The sequence below is a fragment of the Rhodococcus sp. NPDC057135 genome (genome assembly GCF_042670865.1).
Taxonomy (GTDB): domain Bacteria; phylum Actinomycetota; class Actinomycetes; order Mycobacteriales; family Mycobacteriaceae; genus Rhodococcus_F.
This window is the reverse complement of record NZ_JBHUUU010000001.1, coordinates 76,813-93,282: the sequence shown is the minus strand read 5'-3', so window position 1 is coordinate 93,282 and position 16,470 is coordinate 76,813. Positions and strand designations below refer to the sequence as shown.

The window sequence follows — 16,470 nt, the reverse complement described above, 5'->3', positions numbered from 1 at the left end:
GCGTGGGCGCCTTGTGCGCGGAAAAGGAGTCCGGGGACTCCTCAACCGCTCACAGGGCCGCAGGCCCTACACGTCGAGGAAACGAACGTCCCGGGCATTGCGGGTGATGAAGCTGCGTCGTGCTTCGACGTCTTCGCCCATCAGCACGCTGAACAGCTCGTCGGCAGCAGCCGCGTCGTCGAGCGTGACGAGACGCAGAACGCGCACCGTCGGGTCCATCGTGGTTTCCCACAGCTCCTTGGCGTTCATCTCGCCGAGGCCTTTGTAGCGCTGGATGCCGTCGTCCTTGTTGATCTTCTTGCCGGACTCGAGGCCGGCCTTGACCATCGCGTCGCGCTCGCGGTCGGAGTACGCGAATTCCGGCTGCGCACCCTTCTGCCACTTGAGCTTGTACAGCGGAGGCTGCGCGAGGTAGACCTTGCCGTGCTCGACGAGCGGCCGCATGAAGCGGAACAGCAGTGTGAGCAGCAGCGTTGCGATGTGCTGACCGTCGACGTCGGCGTCGGCCATGAGCACGATCTTGTGATAGCGCAGCTTGGCGATGTCGAACTCGTCGTGGATGCCCGTGCCGAACGCGGTGATGATCGACTGGACTTCGGTGTTCTTGAGGACGCGATCGATACGCGCCTTCTCGACGTTGATGATCTTTCCGCGAAGCGGGAGGATCGCCTGGTACATCGAGTCTCGGCCGGACTTGGCCGAGCCGCCTGCGGAGTCGCCCTCCACGATGTAGATCTCGGACTTCTCCGGATCGTTGGAGCGGCAGTCGGCGAGCTTGCCGGGCAGGCCGCCGAGGTCGGTCGCGCTCTTACGACGGACCAGCTCACGCGCCTTACGCGCGGCAACGCGGGCCTGAGCCGACGAAACAGCCTTGTTCACAATGGTTTTCGCGTCGGCAGGGTTCGCCTCGAACCAGTGCGCGAGGTGCTCGTTGCACGCCTTCTGCACGAAGGACTTGACCTCGGTGTTGCCGAGTTTGGTCTTGGTCTGACCCTCGAACTGGGGTTCGCCGACCTTCACCGAGATGATGGCCGCGAGTCCTTCACGGATGTCGTCACCGGTGAGCTTGGGATCCTTGTCCTTGAGCAGCTTCTTTTCGAGCGCGTACTTGTTGACCGTTGCGGTCAGTGCGGCGCGGAAGCCCTCTTCGTGGGTACCACCCTCGTGGGTGTTGATGGTGTTGGCGAAGGTGTGGACGGACTCCGAGTAACCGGAGTTCCACTGCATTGCGACCTCGAGCTCGTGGCCGGTGCCCTTGGCGGTGAATCCGACGACCGAGTTGTGGATCGGAGTCTTGCTCTTGTTGATGTGCCGGACGTAGTCCTCGAGTCCACCGGGGTAGTGGTAGACGCGGGTCTTGGACTTACGCGGCGCTGCATGAGCAGCTTCTTCGGCTTCTTCGGCAGCAGACTTGGGAGCCTCGGCTACCTCGGCAGCTTCGTCGTCGATGACCTCGGCGCGCTCGTCGGTCAGCGTGATGGTCAGGCCCTTGTTGAGGAAGGCCATTTCCTGCAGACGACGCGCAACGGTCTCGAAGTTGTAGCGGGTGGTCTCGAAGATCTCGGGATCGGCCCAGAAACTGACGGTGGTGCCGGTCTCCTTCGTCGGGTCGCCCTGTACGAGCTCTCCCGGCTTGGAATCGGTGTACGTCTGCTGCCACCGGTAGCCGTCGACCTTGATGTCGACGTCGAGCCGGGTGGAGAGCGCGTTGACCACCGAGATACCGACGCCGTGCAGACCACCGGAGACGGCGTAGGAGTCGGAGTCGAACTTGCCGCCGGCGTGCAGCTGGGTCAGCACGACCTCGACGGTGGGGACTCCGGAGGCGTGCATGCCGACCGGGATGCCACGGCCGTCGTCGATGACGCGGATTCCGCCGTCTTCGAGGAGGGTGACCTCGACCTTGGTGGCGTGTCCGGCCATCGCCTCGTCGACCGAGTTGTCGACGACCTCCCAAATGAGGTGGTGCAGGCCGCGTTCACCGGTGGAACCGATGTACATGCCTGGACGCTTACGTACCGCCTCGAGTCCTTCGAGGACGGTGATGGACGACGCGTTGTAGTCCTTGCTGGAAGTGCTTGTATCTGACTTCTGGGCAGCCACGGGTGGGTAGCTCTCCTTCTCCGTCAATACTCGAGCGCAGCCGTCAGCAAGCCCTTGCGGGTGTCGTCGGAGCGGGTTCGAGAATGTTGCCGCTAGTTACCGTTGACCATCTTACTGGTAAGCACCGACTAGAAGCGGCCAATGACACCCCTGGCTGCGCCGCAGACGAATTTTTACGATCCACTGAAGGTGAAACGCTAGGAACTTTGCTTCTCCGAGCGACGCTCTCTCAGGCTCGCGATAAATGCCCGCGCATGTTCGGCAACCTCGCCCGGATGTGAAAACGGCGACCAGTGTCCCGCGGGAATTTCACGTCGCTGCAGGTCGGAGACCCATTTTTCGGCGTCCTCGTATCCCACCGGACGAACGGCTTTGTCGTACTTGTTCAGAATGAGCTGAACGGGCACGTCCGTGTACCGATCCCGCGGCTTGCCGAGAGACGGCCGGATGTTCGCCCGATAAAGCTTGAGTCCGTTCACCATGTCGTCGGCGATGGTGGGCGCGGTGTTGACCACACGGGGGTCCAGACCGTCGAAGAACCCCAGAAATGCCGGCCAGTGCTTGGAGAACCACAGACGCAACGGAAGGGTGCACAGGCCGGGAATCTGGAACAGAACGGTGTAGGCCGACGCGATTCCCTGCGCCGCCGGGCCGAGGAAACGACGCTTGGATGCGCTCGCCCGGATCCACTTACCGAGATGATCGAGATTCGGGCCCGAGATGGAAGAGAACGACGCGATCTTCTCTTCGGCACCCGGCTCGCAGACCGCTTCCCAGGTTTCGACGGATCCCCAGTCGTGAGCGAGGACGTGTACCGGCTTACCCGGGCTGACCGCGTCGATGACGGCGAACAGATCGCCGGCCAGTGCGCTCAGTTGGTAGTCCTGCACCCTCGAGGGGATCGTGCTCTCGCCGGCCCCGCGACTGTCGTAGCTGACGACGCGGAAGTCGTCTGCGAGCAAAGGCACGACGCGATTCCACAATTCATGGGTGTCGGGCCAACCATGCACCAGGACGATGGTCTCGCCGTCCGCCTTGCCCTGCTCGAACACGGCCAGGCTGACGGAACCGTTGGTCACCCGACGCGCGGTCACGGCATGGACAGGAGAGTGCTTGGACATTGTTGAACCCTTCGGAGTTAATCCTTCGGACTGGGAAATCTAGAGATCGAGAACGAGACGTCCACCGTCGGAACGGGATACGCAGATGAGCATCTCCGTTTCCTGCTCGGTATCGGTCAGACGCCTTTCGCGGTGATCGGGTTTACCCGCGAGCACCTTCACACGACAGGTTCCGCAGAACCCCTGCTGACACGAGTACCCGACCCCGGGCAACGTCTTCTTGATGACGTCGAGCGCGGACTCGTCGGCCGGCACGGTGAGCACCTGACCCGAATTGACCAGCTGCACTTCGAATTCCTTGCCGTCGATCACCGGCGGAGCCCCAAACCGCTCGAAATGCAAAGCGGCAGAGGGTGTATCGCGGAATCCACGGCGGACGGCGTCGAGCATCGGCGTCGGGCCACAGCAGTACACGGCGCCGCCGACCGGCGCTCGTCCGAGAAGATCTGCGGTGGTGGGCAATCCGAACTCGTCGTCCGGGCGCACGAAGACACGTTCGGGATCCCAGGTCGCGATCTCGTCGAGGAACGGCATGGATTCACGGGAGCGGCCCGAGTACACGAAGTACCAGTCCATCCCCAATTCTCTTGCCGCACGGACCATTGCGATGATCGGTGTGATGCCGATACCGCCGGCGACGAACAACGCGCTGCCTTCGCCCACGAAGGGGAAGCCGTTGCGAGGTCCGCGTACCGTGACGTGCTCACCGGGCTGCAGGGCGTGCATCTCGATGGAACCACCACCGCCGTCGGGGATCCGGCGCACCGCGACGCTGTATCCCGTGCGATCAGCAGGGTCGCCGCACAGCGAATACTGACGCCGCAGACCCGAAGGTAGATGGAAGTCCAGGTGCGAACCCGGATGCCACGGCGGAATCGGTGAGCCGTCGGCGGATTCGAAGCGCAGGCGAACGACGTTCTCGTCGGTTGCCACCACCTCACGCGTGCTGACCACCATGTTCATGGCCGTGTCAGGGTTGTGGCCCGCGATCTCGGGGTTGTAGTCGTAGGCCGTCAACACCCGAAGGTACTTGTCCGCCAACAACTCCGTGATGCGCATGGCGCGGTCGGGACGGTTCTTGCCGGACAGATCGGGTGGCGCCGGAAACCGCGGCAACCCGTCGTGACCGGAGATGACGTCCTTGACCCTCGAGAGTGAAATCACCGTGCAGCCGCCTGTGCTGCGGGTGACGACGCAAGGTACTGCACCGCCTGGGCGGTCGAGCCCTCTTTGCTGGGGTGGTACGACTTGCTGAAGTACGTCGACATCCGCTTGACCAGCTCGAACGAGGTGGGAACCGTGCCTCGCTTACCCGCCGCGATGAAATCGGACAGGTGGGGGCGTCGACGGCTGGGAGCCTGAGCGGCAAGTTCGGGATCGTTGCGCATGAGGAACCTGGTGCCACGAATCCACAGCCACACCAGTACCGGCGTGACGACGATCTGCGTTCGGATGCGGCGTGTCTCGCGCTTGTCGAAGTAGCGCATGACGTCGTACGCGACGGAGCGGTGTTCGACCTCTTCGGCGCCGTGCCAACGGAGCAGATCGAGCATGGTCGGGTGCATGCCGGCCTTGTCGAGTCCCTTGGCGTTGAGCACCCAGTCGCCGAGAAAAGCGGTGATGTGTTCGATGGCCGCGATGATCGCCAAACGCTCCACCAGGTGGTTTTCGGCGCGCAGTCCCGTCATCGGGCGCGGACCGAGCAGCTTCGAGAAGGTCCATTCCATCTGCTGCGTGTACGGCGTCGGATCGAGGCCGTTCTCCCTGAGATGGACCAGCACACCCGAGTGCGCGTTGGAGTGCATCGCCTCCTGGCCGATGAATCCGACGACGTCTTCGCGGAGCTTTTCGTCCTCGATCAGGGGAAGAGCTTCCTTGAAGGTCTCGACAAACCATTCCTCACCGGCAGGGAGGAGAAGGTGAAGCACGTTGAGAACGTGTGTGCTGAACGGATCGCCCGGAATCCAGTGCATGGGCAGATCAGACCAGTCGAACTCGACATTGCGAGCCTGCAACAGGATGTGATCCGGCTCGGCGAACGACGAAGCGGGTGTCGATATCTTCTGCGACATCTGGCTACTCCTTCATGCCTGCCGAACGGTGGGGAACGACAGCCTTGTGACACAGTTCACTCACTAGCGAGTTTTAACTGTAACACGAAGTAATAGGTAGAACCAGAGCCTGGTTGAGTTTTCCTCAGCCGTACGTATCGCGAGGTCCGCGGCCTTTCACATGCCGTTCACCCTTGCGCCAGCTCGGCGCGCTCGGTCCGGTGATACGCAGCGTCTTCACGACGCCGTCACCCACGGCAGCGGCAATTTTCGCCAGGATCTGCGACTGCATCATGCGCAGCTGGGTCGCCCACGCCGTCGATTCGGCGGAGATGCTGAGAACACCTTCTTTCAGGGAAATTGGCTCGGCGTGTGCGGAAATGTCTTCACCGACGACCTGCGGCCACCGGCCGAGGACCGTGCCCTCGGACACCTTGGGGGACCACCCACGCGACTTGGAGATCGCACTGGTGAGGGCACCGAACGGCTGAGGGTCCCGCGCATCCGGGCCGGGGCCGGACCAACCGCTGCGCCGACGCGGGCGGCCGCTTCCGTATTTTGGCGACGAACGCCCCTGCCCGACGGCCTTGCCATTGGCCTTGGCCGTCGCGCGCGCCTCCTCGAGGGCACGGCGCGCCAGATCGATCCCTTTGAGCTCGGGCTCCGGAGCCGCGCTGCTGTCTTCAGTCATCGAACTCGACCTCCTGATCTGTCGAGCCTACGGGCACTATCCGGGATATCCGACCGTCTCCGGTATCGGAGGCTTCGACGCCGAACTTGGCCGCCTCGAGTTCGTCCGGTACGTCCTCGGGAACAGCAGCCGTGATCAGTACCTGTTCGGCGGTAGCGGCAACGGTCGCGAGCGCACGACGGCGACGACGGTCCAATTCCGCGAACACGTCGTCCAGCATCAGAACCGGGTCGCTGCCGTCTGCACGCAGTAGGGCAAAACCTGCCAGTCTCAGCGAAAGCGCAAAAGACCACGATTCACCATGGCTGGCAAAGCCTTTCGCCGGACTGTCGCCGAGAATCAGCTCCAGATCGTCCCGATGCGGACCGACCAGACACACTCCACGATCGATTTCCTTCGACCTCATCTGCGCCAACTCGAGATGGAATCGCTCCTCGAGGTACGCGACGTCATCGATACCGGAAATCCTTGCAGGGTCGGTGAATTCAGGATCCAACGACGCACCGAGGCTGCTCTTGTATCGAATCGACGCCGGCCGCGATTCGGGCGCGATGGAACGATACGACTCTGCCAGGTGCGGCGCCAGATCGTGGACCAACTCGAGGCGCCCGGCCAACAATTGTGCGCCGTGAGCAGCCAGATGCCCGTCCCACACCTCGAGGGTGGAGAGGACGTTGTCGGACTCGCCACCTCGAGAACCGCGACGCAAAGCCGCACCGGCAGTTTTGAGTAGCGCCGAACGCTGGCGTAGCACCTTGTCGTAATCCGCACGGACAGCGGCCATTCGGGGAATCCGGGACGTCAACAACTCGTCGAGATAGCGTCGACGATCACCAGGATCGCCGCGTACCAACGACAAATCCTCCGGCGCGAACATCACCGACTGCAGAATCCCCAACACTTCACGCGGACGACGCGTCGGAGACTGATTTATCCTGGCGCGGTTGGACTTTCCCTCGATCAGTTCGACATCGATGGTCAGTTCACGCCCGTTGTTGACCACCGTTGCACCGGCAAAGGCACTGGCGGAACCGCTGCGGATCATCGGTGCATCCGCGGACACTCGATGTGACGACAGCGTCGACAGATACCCGAGCGACTCGAGGACGTTCGTTTTACCGTGCCCGTTCGAACCGAGAAACACGGTTGTTCCCGGCGTGAGGTCGAGCGTCAGCGAATCCCAGGATCGGAAGTCACGCAGCGAAAATCTACGAACGAACACTTAGCTTCCAGAAGCCGAATTCTTGGGCGAAGCGCTCTTGACCGCGTGACCACCGAACTGATTGCGCAAGGCCGACACCGCCTTCATGGCCGGTGAATCATCCTGTCGTGAAGCAAATCTCGCGAACAGAGCAGCGGAGATGACGGGAGCGGGGACAGCGTGCTTGATGGCTTCCTCTACCGTCCAGCGGCCCTCACCGGAATCCTCGGTATAGCCCGTGATCTGCGCGAGCTCCGGATCCTCCTCGAGGGCGTCGACAAGCAGATCGAGCAACCACGAACGTACGACGGTTCCCTTCGACCAAGCTCGGAGAACACCCGGAACGTCCGCGATCAGGCTTTCCGCCTCGAGGAGCTCGTACCCTTCGGCATACGCCTGCATCAGCCCGTATTCGATGCCGTTGTGCACCATTTTCGCGTAGTGACCAGCACCGACCGGGCCGGCATGGACAAAACCGTCGGCGGCGTCGCCGTCGGGGCGCAGAGCGTCGAAGATCGGCATTGCCTTCGCCACGTCGGGCTCGGATCCGCCCACCATCAGGCCGTAGCCGTTCTCACGGCCCCAGATGCCACCGGAGACACCGCAGTCGAGGAAACCGATCCCACGGGCGCCCAACAGCTCCGCATGGACAGCGTCGTCGGTGTAGCGAGAGTTTCCACCGTCGATGACCAGATCGCCGCCCTCGAGGGAAGCCGCGAGTTCGGCAATCGTGCTCTGGGTGATTTCACCAGCCGGAACCATCACCCAGACGACTCGAGGTCCCTCGAGGGAAGCAGCGAGTTCGGCAAGTGACCCGACATCGGTGACTTCTGGTCGAGGGTCGTATCCGATTACCTCGAGGCCATGCGCGCGCAAGCGCTCACGCATGTTGAAACCCATCTTGCCGAGACCTACGAGTCCGATCTTCATACTGTTCTCCCTGGTCAGGCGCGAACTGAAGTGCGGGGTACCACTCAGCCCGGAAGGCGAACCGGCATCAGCAGGTACGTGTACTCGCTCGAGGGCGCAGCGAAGTTACCGGACTCGTCTGCCGTGGGCTCTTCCTCGGCCGCGGGGCGAAGAACAGCCGGACGGCTGGGAGTGGTGAAGCCGAACAGAACGTTTTCGCTGTGAAGCGAGTTCAACCCGTCGATCAGGTAACCGGGGTTGAACGCAATGGTGAGTGCTTCGCCCTGGAACGACGCGTTGAGCGTCTCTTCTGCGCGGCCGGCGTCGTCGCCACCAGCGGAGAGGAGCAGACCGTCAGCGGAGAACTGCATGCGAACCTGTGCGCCACGCTCGGCGACGAGTGCTACACGCTTGATGGCCTCGATGAGAGGCGTGACCTCGACGGTTGCCATCGCGGTGTGCTGAGCGGGCAGCAGCTGACGGAACTTCGGGAACTCGGCGTCGAGGAGACGCGTCGTGGTGCGGCGTCCGTCGTTGACGATGCCGAGGAGTCCGTCGTTTCCGATGGTCGTACCGGAACCGAGAGCCAACTCGACCGGCGAATTTGCATTGCCGGCAAGCGTTTTCGCGGACTCGGACAGAGTCTTGGCCGGGATGAGAACAGCAGCCTGGACGTCGGGATTGGCCGGAGTCCACTCGAGTTCACGCACAGCGAGACGGAAGCGGTCGGTAGCGGCGAGGACGATCGAATTCTGTTCGATCTCGACACGGATACCCGTGAGCATCGGAAGGGTGTCGTCCTTGCCGGCTGCAACGGCTACCTGGCTGATGGCTTCGGAGAACAGGTCGACGGGAATGGACCCGGACTGCTGCGGAAGCGTCGGAAGCTGCGGGTAGTCCTCGACCGGCATCGTGGGCAGGGAGAACTTGGCGCTTCCGCACGAGATGAGCACGCGAGTGCCCTCGAGGGTCACATCGACCGGCTTGTTGGGAAGCGACTTGGTGATATCGGCAAGGAGGCGACCGGAGACGAGTGCCTGACCTGCAGTTGTGACATCTGCCGAGACGCGGACCTGCGCGGATACCTCGTAGTCGAACCCGGAAACGGTGAGGCCGGCTTCGGTTGCGTCGAGAAGAACTCCGCCGAGAACCGGCACGGGCGGCCTCGAGGGCAGGCTACGAGCAACCCACGCTACTGAATCAGCGAACTCTTCCCGGGAAACGCGAAACTTCAGGCTTCCAAGCTCCATCGCCGGGTTATTCCTCTCGGTAGGCATGTTCGTCTGCTGCGGATCTGCATCAGCTCACTTGAAGTCTGACACAGACCAAGCGATGCCCACCGTATGCCCTCGAGGGCGCAAGTGGAAAGCCGAAGCCGGGATGAGCGCAGCCTGAGGCGAGGTTCTCAACAGGAGTTGTCCCCAGAACTATTTTCAAAGAGCTTTTCCTAGGAAATTCTCAGTAGTAGTAATAAGTCCTGTGCAATCTGTGGAGCAACGGTTGTCGACGCTGGTAGGTCCCCTCGAGGGCCTGTGCACTTCTCGAGGACAGACTCGAGGACCAATCGACCCCCTCTGTGCACTCTCTGAAAGTTTTCGGATTCCTCCTCGAGAACTCCACAGACTTCGAGAGTTATCAACACAGTTATCCACAGATGTGAATACTTTTCACAAGAAACGAAGAGTTTGTTCTCATCGGCGTGTCCAACTCCGGCGTGTCGTCCCTCGAGGCGGACAACCGCCCTCGAGGGGACCGCACATAACCCCTTCGAATACACCGATGCCGCTCGAGGGAAACCTCTGCCTCGAGCGGCATCGATCGAAATAAGTGCAGGTCAACGCTTGGAGCGCTGCTTGATCCTTGCGGTCAACTCCTGAACCTGGTCGTACACCTTGCGGCGTTCCGTCATTTCCTTACGGATCTTCTTGTCGGCGTACATGACCGTCGTGTGGTCACGGCCGAACGTCTGACCGATCTTCGGCAATGACAAATCAGTGAGCTCACGGCACAGATACATCGAGATCTGGCGGGCCTGAGCGAGCGGCCGGGCCTTACCCGGCCCACACAGGTCGTCGATCGACATGTTGAAGTATTCGGCCGTCACAGCCATGATCGTCGCCGCGTTGATCTCGAGGCTCGACGAATCGGGCATCAGATCTCGCAGGACCACCTCGGCCAACGTCAGATCCAACGGCTGACGGTTGAGCGAGGCAAAAGCGGTGACGCGGATCAACGCGCCCTCGAGTTCACGAATGTTGCGCTCGATACGGCTGGCGATCAGCTCGAGGACGTCGTGCGGGACCTCGAGGCGATCCATCCTCGCCTTCTTGCTCAGAATCGCGATACGCGTCTCGAGCTCAGGCGGCTGAACGTCGGTGATCAGGCCCCACTCGAAGCGCGTCCGCAGACGCTCCTCGAGGGTTGCCAACTGCTTGGGCGGACGGTCCGAGGAAACGACGATCTGCTTGTTCGCGTTGTGCAAGGTGTTGAAGGTATGGAAGAACTCCTCCTGAATACCTTCCTTGCCCTCGATGAACTGGATGTCGTCGACCAGCAGGACATCCGTTTCCCGGTAGCGACGCTTGAACGCGACCTTGCGGTCGTCACGAAGACTGTTGATGAAGTCGTTGGTGAATTCTTCGGTCGAGACGTACTTGACCCGCATTCCGGGGAACAGACGCTGTGCGTAGTGGCCGGCGGCGTGAAGAAGGTGCGTCTTGCCCAGTCCCGAAGCTCCCCAGATGAACAAGGGGTTGTAGGCACGCGCCGGCGCCTCCGCGATCGCGACCGCAGCGGCATGGGCGAATCGGTTGGACGAACCGATCACAAAAGTGTCGAAGGTGTACTTCGCGTTGAGGCTGTTGGCGCCGGACCCCGAAGCAGAAGGAGTAGCGGGCGGCTTCGTGAAGTACGACGGCCACGATTCGTGAACGCTCGCGAGTGCTTCGCGGTCGTCGTCGACTTCTTCGGTTTCGGCAGTCTCGGAGTCCGAGGGTTCGCCGTCGCCTTCGGTGAATCTGCGACGACGGTATGCGCCCGAGCTGTTGACCGACTCGAACTGACGGCTGCCCGTGCGCTCCTCGACCGGTTCGGCGGGTGCGTCGGCATCGTCTTCGAGTGCGATGCGGACACCGAGTCCTTCGACCTGGCCGCCGAGATGGCGTCCGAGTGCCTGCAGGATCGGCTCGCGTAGATCGCGCTCGATCGTTTCTTGAGCAAATGGCGATGGAACCGAGAGGAGTGCAAAACCCTGAGCAAGTGTGAGAGGCCTCACCAGACGGACAAACGCCTTCTGCTTACTGCTCAAAGCCGGAAGATTACTTCCGGGGTCATCACTCGTGAGTTCTGCAACCACGTCGACCCAGACCCGTGCGAGCGCGTTGGGATCGTCGTTCACGTGGTTCCTTCCCGTGTTTCGCCGACAGTGGGTGTGCTGCAGCTGCCGAGCGTATGGCTGCGGCGTCGAATGATTCGGTGGATTACCACCCGGGGTGAGAACCCCGTAACAGGCTACGAATATGCCACCTGGGCTGTGTTTCCACACAATTATCCACAGATGTGGACAAACCTGCACTGAGTCGGTTTTTTCGTCAACCAAATTCGCTGACGTGACCGAGAAATTGATCTACCTGCAACTTTGTCGGAACTCGAGGCGTTCGCCACTTGGTGTCGGGGATGCGTCAACACTCACAGCCCTGTGGATGAATGTGGAAACTCGGGATTCGGGGTCGCGTCCGGCGCTCATGCCCGTATGTGCTGATGAGGCCTTGTCGCGAGCATGCGCCGGTGGAACCGTCCGGCTTGCCTTCAAGCCACCTGCAGTCCGTAGCGGAACTGTTGCCAAGGTCACACTTGCCGCCTCGCTCGAGGTCACGGCCGTATGCACACCGCAATCGGAATCTGCGGAATAATGCAGCTGTCGGCGTGTCGTCGCAGTTGCCGCGGAAGGGCTTCGAATCGGGCTGGTTTGACCTTGGCAACGGTGGTAAGTAACCTCGAACGGTCACCCGCTGGTGGTGATCGCTTCGTGCTGGCTACATATGTCAGGTCGGATCGGTCTTCCAAGCCACAACGAGTGAAGTTGATTGTTCTGTACCTGTTGGATCCAAAGGCGCCGTAAGGCGTCGATCACTGAATGACGCCGGGAGGCGTCAATGAACTTCGAGGAGTGTTGACCGTGGCCAAGGGCAAGCGGACGTTCCAGCCGAATAATCGCCGCCGCGCGCGTGTTCACGGCTTCCGTCTTCGTATGCGTACCCGTGCGGGTCGTGCAATCGTTTCGGCGCGTCGCCGTAAGGGCCGCGATTCCCTCACCGCCTGATCTGATTTCGAGTTCAGGAGCTCGGGGTGTTGCCTGAGCCGTTCCGGTTGCGTCGCCACGCGGATTTCTCCGTGGCGGTGCGACGTGGGCGTCGTATGGGAAGACGCGACCTTGTCGTGCACGCGTTCGATCGCGAGCAAGTAGAGGCGCTGGTAGTAACAAATCACGGTCCCCGTTTCGGGCTGATCGTGAGCAAGGCTGTCGGGCCGGCGGTGATTCGACATCGAGTCGCACGCCGGCTTCGTCATATCTGTGCAGATTTCGTCGGACAGGTTTTGCCGGAGACAGACGTGGTTATCCGCGCACTTCCGGGCGCAGCTACCGCCAGTTCAGCCGAACTGGCCAAGCAGTTGCGTGGGGGCCTGACCAAAATGAACCTATTGGTGTCGGTAAGTGAAGAGCCATGAGTACTCCGCTCTCTGAGCAGATCGAGACTCCCAGAGCCTCCCGTGTCATCACGGTGTTGAAGGCTGTGCGTCGCGCTCCCGCCACTGTTCTCATCTTCTGTATCGAGTTGTACCGGACGTATGTGTCGCCCTTGAGGATGCCGACCTGCCGGTTCACCCCCACCTGCAGTGAATACGCAGTCGAAGCGCTGCGCACTCACGGGGCGATCAAAGGCCTTTTCTTGACTGTGGTGCGGTTGGCGAAGTGTGCCCCCTGGCATTCTGGAGGGTGGGACCCTGTCCCTGCCCGTCGTGACCGTGATGCGGGTAGCCGCCATAGCTGTCCGGAAGCACGCGCAGCGTGTCACAGTCCGACGGACGAACAGAGGAGTACTTAGAGCCGTGCTCAATTTCATCTACTATCCGGTATCCGCGATTCTGTGGGTCTGGCACAAGGTCTTCGGGTTCATTCTCGGCCCGGACAACGGAATAGCCTGGGCGCTCTCCGTGGTGTTCCTGGTGTTCACCTTGCGTGCGGTTCTGTACAAGCCGTTCGTGAAGCAGGTCCGCACGACCCGCCAGATGCAGGAACTGCAGCCGCAGATCAAGGCATTGCAGAAGAAGTATTCGGGCGACCGTCAGCGCCAGGCCGTCGAGATGCAGAAGCTCCAGAAGGAGCACGGATTCAACCCGATCATGGGCTGTCTCCCGGTCTTGGCTCAGGCCCCGGTGTTCATCGGTCTGTTCCACGTCCTGCGCTCGTTCAACCGCACCGGCACCGGCATGGGCCAGCTGAGCATGAGTGCCGAGGACAACCTCAACACTCCGAACTACGTCTTCTCGGCCACTGACGTCCAGTCATTCCTGGATGCTCGTCTGTTCGGCGCGCCCATCTCGGCCGCGATCACGACGCCGGTTGCGCAGCTTCAGGCTTACGTCACCGAGAACGTTCCCGAGCTTCCGTCACGCCTGAACATCATTCTCGTGGCCGCTCCGCTGATGATCATCGCCAGCATCGCGACGCACTTCAACTCACGCGCTTCCGTTGCCCGTCAGAGCGAAGCAGCTGCCGCGAACCCGCAGTCCGCGATCATGAACAAGCTCGCGCTGTACGTCTTCCCGCTCGGTGTTCTGGTCGGTGGACCGTTCCTCCCGATCGCGATCCTCCTGTACTGGGTGTCGAACAACATCTGGACCTACGGTCAGCAGCACCTCGTCTTCCGCAAGATCGACGCCGAAGAAGAAGCCAAGAAGCAGGAAGCGATCACTCGCCGAAACGACAATGCGCCCAAGCCCGGTGCTCGTCCGGATCCCAATAAGAAGAAGGGATCCCCGGCTGCGCTGAAGACCGCGGAATCAGCTGACGACGACGGCGACGCCCCGGAAGTTTCGCTCAAGAAGCCACAGCCGAAGCCCTCGGGTTCCAGTGGTGGTTCCACGTCGAAACCCAAACAGAACCGGCCACAGAGCAACCGCGGCAACTCCCCCAAGCGCAATAAACGGCGCTGATCCAGGAAAGAGAACGACCAATGTCCAGTGAAGCTGACATCGTTGTGGATGGAGAGAACGCAGACGTGAGCACCGAGACCACTGCGCCGGTTACCGATGTGGATGTAGACATCGACGATTCCGATGACGACCTGATCGAAGAGGGCGAGATCGCCGGCGACTACCTCGAGCAGTTGCTCGACGTTCTCGATTTCGACGGAGACATCGACCTTGACGTCGAGGGCGATCGGGCGATCGTCAGCATCGACGGCGGCGACGATCTGACCAAGCTCGTGGGACGCAAGGGTGAGGTTCTGGATGCCCTCCAGGAGCTGACTCGTCTGGCAGTTCAGCAGTCGACTGGAGAGCGCAGCCGCTTGATGCTCGACATCGCCGGCTGGCGTGCGGGCCGTCGCGAGGCACTCAGTGCTCTCGGTGCGGAAGCTGCACAGCGTGTTCTCGAGACCGGCGAACGCGAAGAGCTTGCTCCGATGACGCCGTTCGAACGCAAGATCGTGCACGACGCCGTCGCTAAGGTCGCCGGTGTTTCCAGCGAGAGCGAAGGCGCTGAGCCGTCTCGCCGAGTGGTTGTCCTCAAGGACTGACACTCCCCCTTGATCGAATGCGGGCCCCGGATTTTCCGGGGCCCGCTTTTGTGTCCGAGAGTGTTTCACGTGAAACCGAATCCGGCGGCACGGTGAAGGTCAGGTGCCTATCGTTGTCGACATGTCCCACGAGCGTTCCGGGTTCCCTCTCGGATTGATGGCGTGAACCGGTATGGCGGGGACCGGCGCGTACTCGTCGCCATGTCCGACATGAAGGGATGCAATGGTGCTGATCCGACCCGCGACACGGGCCGAGCTGGAAGAGTCCGCGGGGTTCGCGGTGAACGATCCGGTCGGGTTCGTCGATGCTGACTCGCTCCGGGAAGAGGTGGCGGCCGGACGTCTTCGTCCGGAATGGAGCTGGTTCGCCGTTGACGGCTCGAGGATCGTCGCGCGTGCCCTGTGGTGGGGGCGTGAGGACAGCGAGCGTCCGCTCGCCCTTGATTTCTTGCACGTGCTGGCTGACGTGCCGGATCGTGCCGCGATCGCCGCCGAACTCATGTCGCGGGCGCACACCGAGTTCCACGCGAAGCCCGAGTATGTGCTTATCGTGCCGACCGCCGGGCAGGACGCGGATTCCGCCGTCGCAGACGCCGTGGCCTGGCGTCGCGAGGCGGCCCAGGCGGCCGGACTGACCGAGATCATCGAGCGGCTGCGTTTCGAGTGGACGCCTGCGGCCGGTGTGCCCGCCCCCTCCTCGCGTCTGATTTTCCGTCCCGCCTCCGATGAGGAGTTCCTCGCGGTGTTCCAGCGGGTCGCTGTCGGCAGCCTGGACGTCGCCACGCAACGAGGCATCGCGGCCACGGACATCGTCAACCAGGCCCGGGACGATCTCGAGTTCTACCGGTCGTGCCCCGGCGAACGATCGTGGTGGCGGCTGGCGGAGACCATGGACGGGACGCTGGTCGGCTTCGCGATCCCGTCCGCGACGCCCTACGACCGCAACGTCGGATACCTCGGAGTAGTGCCCGAGCTGCGCGGGTGTCGCTATGTGGACGACATCCTCTGCGAGATCACCCGCGTTCACGCAGCCGATGGCGCCAATCGCATCACCGCGACGACGGACGTGCCCAACACGCCCATGGCCGCGGCCTTCAAGCGGGCGAACTACCGGGTGACCGAGGTCAGGATGGTGTTCGAGGCCACGGCGGGCTGAGTCGGGCGTCAATCGGAGGTTCGCCGGCTCGCGCCGGCTCGGGCCTTTCTGTCCAGCTTGTCCGACGGTGTAAGGGGTAACGCGGAGACCGCCGAGTACAAGGGGTAAGGGTGGCGAGGTTCCAACTCGACCCACATACCCTGGTGCAACGGTGTCGTACGAAAATGGAGGTCTCCAGATCCGGTCACCCGGTCGCGGAAGTACAACCATCGGTTGCGCGCGCACGGCCGGCTTGGCACATTCGGCGATACGCTCGGTCAATCTCATCGTCACCGCCGCCACGGTGGAGTCGGAATCGAGGTCGGCAGCGACCGAGACTTCGATCCCGAACATCTCTCGCAGGCGGGCGGCGATCTTGGGTGCTTGGAGCGGGATACTCGTGTGCGGCCTGAGCTACTGGCCCGTGGTCTTCGAATTGCTGCAGAGAATGTGCGCCCC

General features: G+C 62.1%; 15 protein-coding genes. 6 read left to right on the top strand and 9 right to left on the bottom strand.

Annotation, left to right across the window (positions count from 1 at the left end; translation table 11 throughout):
* Positions 1–66: 66 nt before the first annotated feature.
* The 9 genes from gyrB to dnaA form a co-directional block, all read right to left on the bottom strand.
* Positions 67–2,103 (bottom strand): DNA topoisomerase (ATP-hydrolyzing) subunit B, encoded by a 2,037-nt coding sequence (gyrB, locus tag ACFT1A_RS00410; RefSeq protein ID WP_378445277.1) that lies wholly within the window; start codon positions 2,101–2,103, stop codon positions 67–69.
* A gap of 197 nt (positions 2,104–2,300) precedes the next feature.
* Entirely contained in the window at positions 2,301–3,224 is a 924-nt protein-coding gene (locus ACFT1A_RS00405) for an alpha/beta fold hydrolase (RefSeq protein WP_378445275.1), read from the bottom strand.
* 39 nt (positions 3,225–3,263) lie between these two features.
* Positions 3,264–4,385, bottom strand: a complete 1,122-nt coding sequence (locus tag ACFT1A_RS00400) for a PDR/VanB family oxidoreductase (RefSeq protein WP_378445763.1) — start codon at positions 4,383–4,385, stop codon at positions 3,264–3,266.
* Positions 4,385–5,296, bottom strand: coding sequence for a metal-dependent hydrolase (locus ACFT1A_RS00395; RefSeq protein ID WP_378445273.1), 912 nt, complete (start codon positions 5,294–5,296; stop codon positions 4,385–4,387). The genes ACFT1A_RS00400 and ACFT1A_RS00395 overlap by 1 nt, the downstream gene beginning before the upstream one ends.
* Before the next feature lie 124 nt (positions 5,297–5,420).
* Positions 5,421–5,966, bottom strand: coding sequence for a DUF721 family protein (locus ACFT1A_RS00390; protein ID WP_003942471.1), 546 nt, complete (start codon positions 5,964–5,966; stop codon positions 5,421–5,423).
* The gene (gene recF, locus ACFT1A_RS00385; RefSeq protein WP_378445271.1) at positions 5,959–7,188 is read right to left on the bottom strand and encodes a DNA replication/repair protein RecF; all 1,230 of its coding nucleotides are present in this window, start codon (positions 7,186–7,188) and stop codon (positions 5,959–5,961) included. The genes ACFT1A_RS00390 and recF overlap by 8 nt, the downstream gene beginning before the upstream one ends.
* Positions 7,189–8,097 carry a phosphogluconate dehydrogenase (NAD(+)-dependent, decarboxylating) gene (gnd, locus tag ACFT1A_RS00380; protein WP_378445269.1) on the bottom strand — a complete coding sequence of 303 codons (909 nt, stop codon included), beginning with the start codon at positions 8,095–8,097 and terminating at the stop codon, positions 7,189–7,191.
* Between the two features lie 44 nt (positions 8,098–8,141).
* Positions 8,142–9,326 carry a DNA polymerase III subunit beta gene (gene dnaN, locus ACFT1A_RS00375; protein ID WP_007729165.1) on the bottom strand — a complete coding sequence of 395 codons (1,185 nt, stop codon included), beginning with the start codon at positions 9,324–9,326 and terminating at the stop codon, positions 8,142–8,144.
* A gap of 584 nt (positions 9,327–9,910) precedes the next feature.
* Complete coding sequence (gene dnaA, locus ACFT1A_RS00370) at positions 9,911–11,473, bottom strand: chromosomal replication initiator protein DnaA (RefSeq protein ID WP_003942491.1); 1,563 nt, start codon at positions 11,471–11,473, stop codon at positions 9,911–9,913.
* Between the two features lie 780 nt (positions 11,474–12,253).
* On the opposite strand from dnaA, the gene rpmH reads away from it, so the two are divergent.
* From rpmH to ACFT1A_RS00340, 6 genes are all read left to right on the top strand, one after another.
* Entirely contained in the window at positions 12,254–12,397 is a 144-nt protein-coding gene (gene rpmH / locus ACFT1A_RS00365) for a 50S ribosomal protein L34 (RefSeq protein ID WP_003942540.1), read from the top strand.
* 26 nt (positions 12,398–12,423) lie between these two features.
* Entirely contained in the window at positions 12,424–12,804 is a 381-nt protein-coding gene (gene rnpA, locus ACFT1A_RS00360; RefSeq protein ID WP_378445267.1) for a ribonuclease P protein component, read from the top strand.
* Positions 12,801–13,181, top strand: coding sequence for a membrane protein insertion efficiency factor YidD (gene yidD, locus ACFT1A_RS00355; protein ID WP_007729147.1), 381 nt, complete (start codon positions 12,801–12,803; stop codon positions 13,179–13,181). The genes rnpA and yidD overlap by 4 nt, the downstream gene beginning before the upstream one ends.
* A 4-nt stretch (positions 13,182–13,185) precedes the next feature.
* Positions 13,186–14,292 carry a membrane protein insertase YidC gene (yidC, locus tag ACFT1A_RS00350; protein WP_378445265.1) on the top strand — a complete coding sequence of 369 codons (1,107 nt, stop codon included), beginning with the start codon at positions 13,186–13,188 and terminating at the stop codon, positions 14,290–14,292.
* Between the two features lie 20 nt (positions 14,293–14,312).
* On the top strand, positions 14,313–14,876 hold the full coding sequence (locus ACFT1A_RS00345) for a protein jag (RefSeq protein ID WP_003942504.1): 564 nt from the start codon (positions 14,313–14,315) through the stop codon (positions 14,874–14,876).
* Between the two features lie 223 nt (positions 14,877–15,099).
* Positions 15,100–16,032, top strand: a complete 933-nt coding sequence (locus tag ACFT1A_RS00340) for a GNAT family N-acetyltransferase (RefSeq protein WP_378445263.1) — start codon at positions 15,100–15,102, stop codon at positions 16,030–16,032.
* Positions 16,033–16,470 lie beyond the last annotated feature (438 nt).

Excerpts from the sequence above, each read along its gene's own strand:
- ACFT1A_RS00405 (WP_378445275.1), bottom strand. The coding sequence starts at position 3,224 with ATGTCCAAGCACTCTCCTGTCCATGCCGTGACCGCGCGTCGGGTGACC.
- ACFT1A_RS00395 (WP_378445273.1), bottom strand. The coding sequence starts at position 5,296 with ATGTCGCAGAAGATATCGACACCCGCTTCGTCGTTCGCCGAGCCGGAT.
- ACFT1A_RS00390 (WP_003942471.1), bottom strand. The coding sequence starts at position 5,966 with ATGACTGAAGACAGCAGCGCGGCTCCGGAGCCCGAGCTCAAAGGGATC.
- gnd (WP_378445269.1), bottom strand. The coding sequence starts at position 8,097 with ATGAAGATCGGACTCGTAGGTCTCGGCAAGATGGGTTTCAACATGCGT.
- dnaN (WP_007729165.1), bottom strand. The coding sequence starts at position 9,326 with ATGGAGCTTGGAAGCCTGAAGTTTCGCGTTTCCCGGGAAGAGTTCGCT.
- yidD (WP_007729147.1), top strand. The coding sequence starts at position 12,801 with ATGAGTACTCCGCTCTCTGAGCAGATCGAGACTCCCAGAGCCTCCCGT.
- ACFT1A_RS00345 (WP_003942504.1), top strand. The coding sequence starts at position 14,313 with ATGTCCAGTGAAGCTGACATCGTTGTGGATGGAGAGAACGCAGACGTG.
- ACFT1A_RS00340 (WP_378445263.1), top strand. The coding sequence starts at position 15,100 with ATGGTGCTGATCCGACCCGCGACACGGGCCGAGCTGGAAGAGTCCGCG.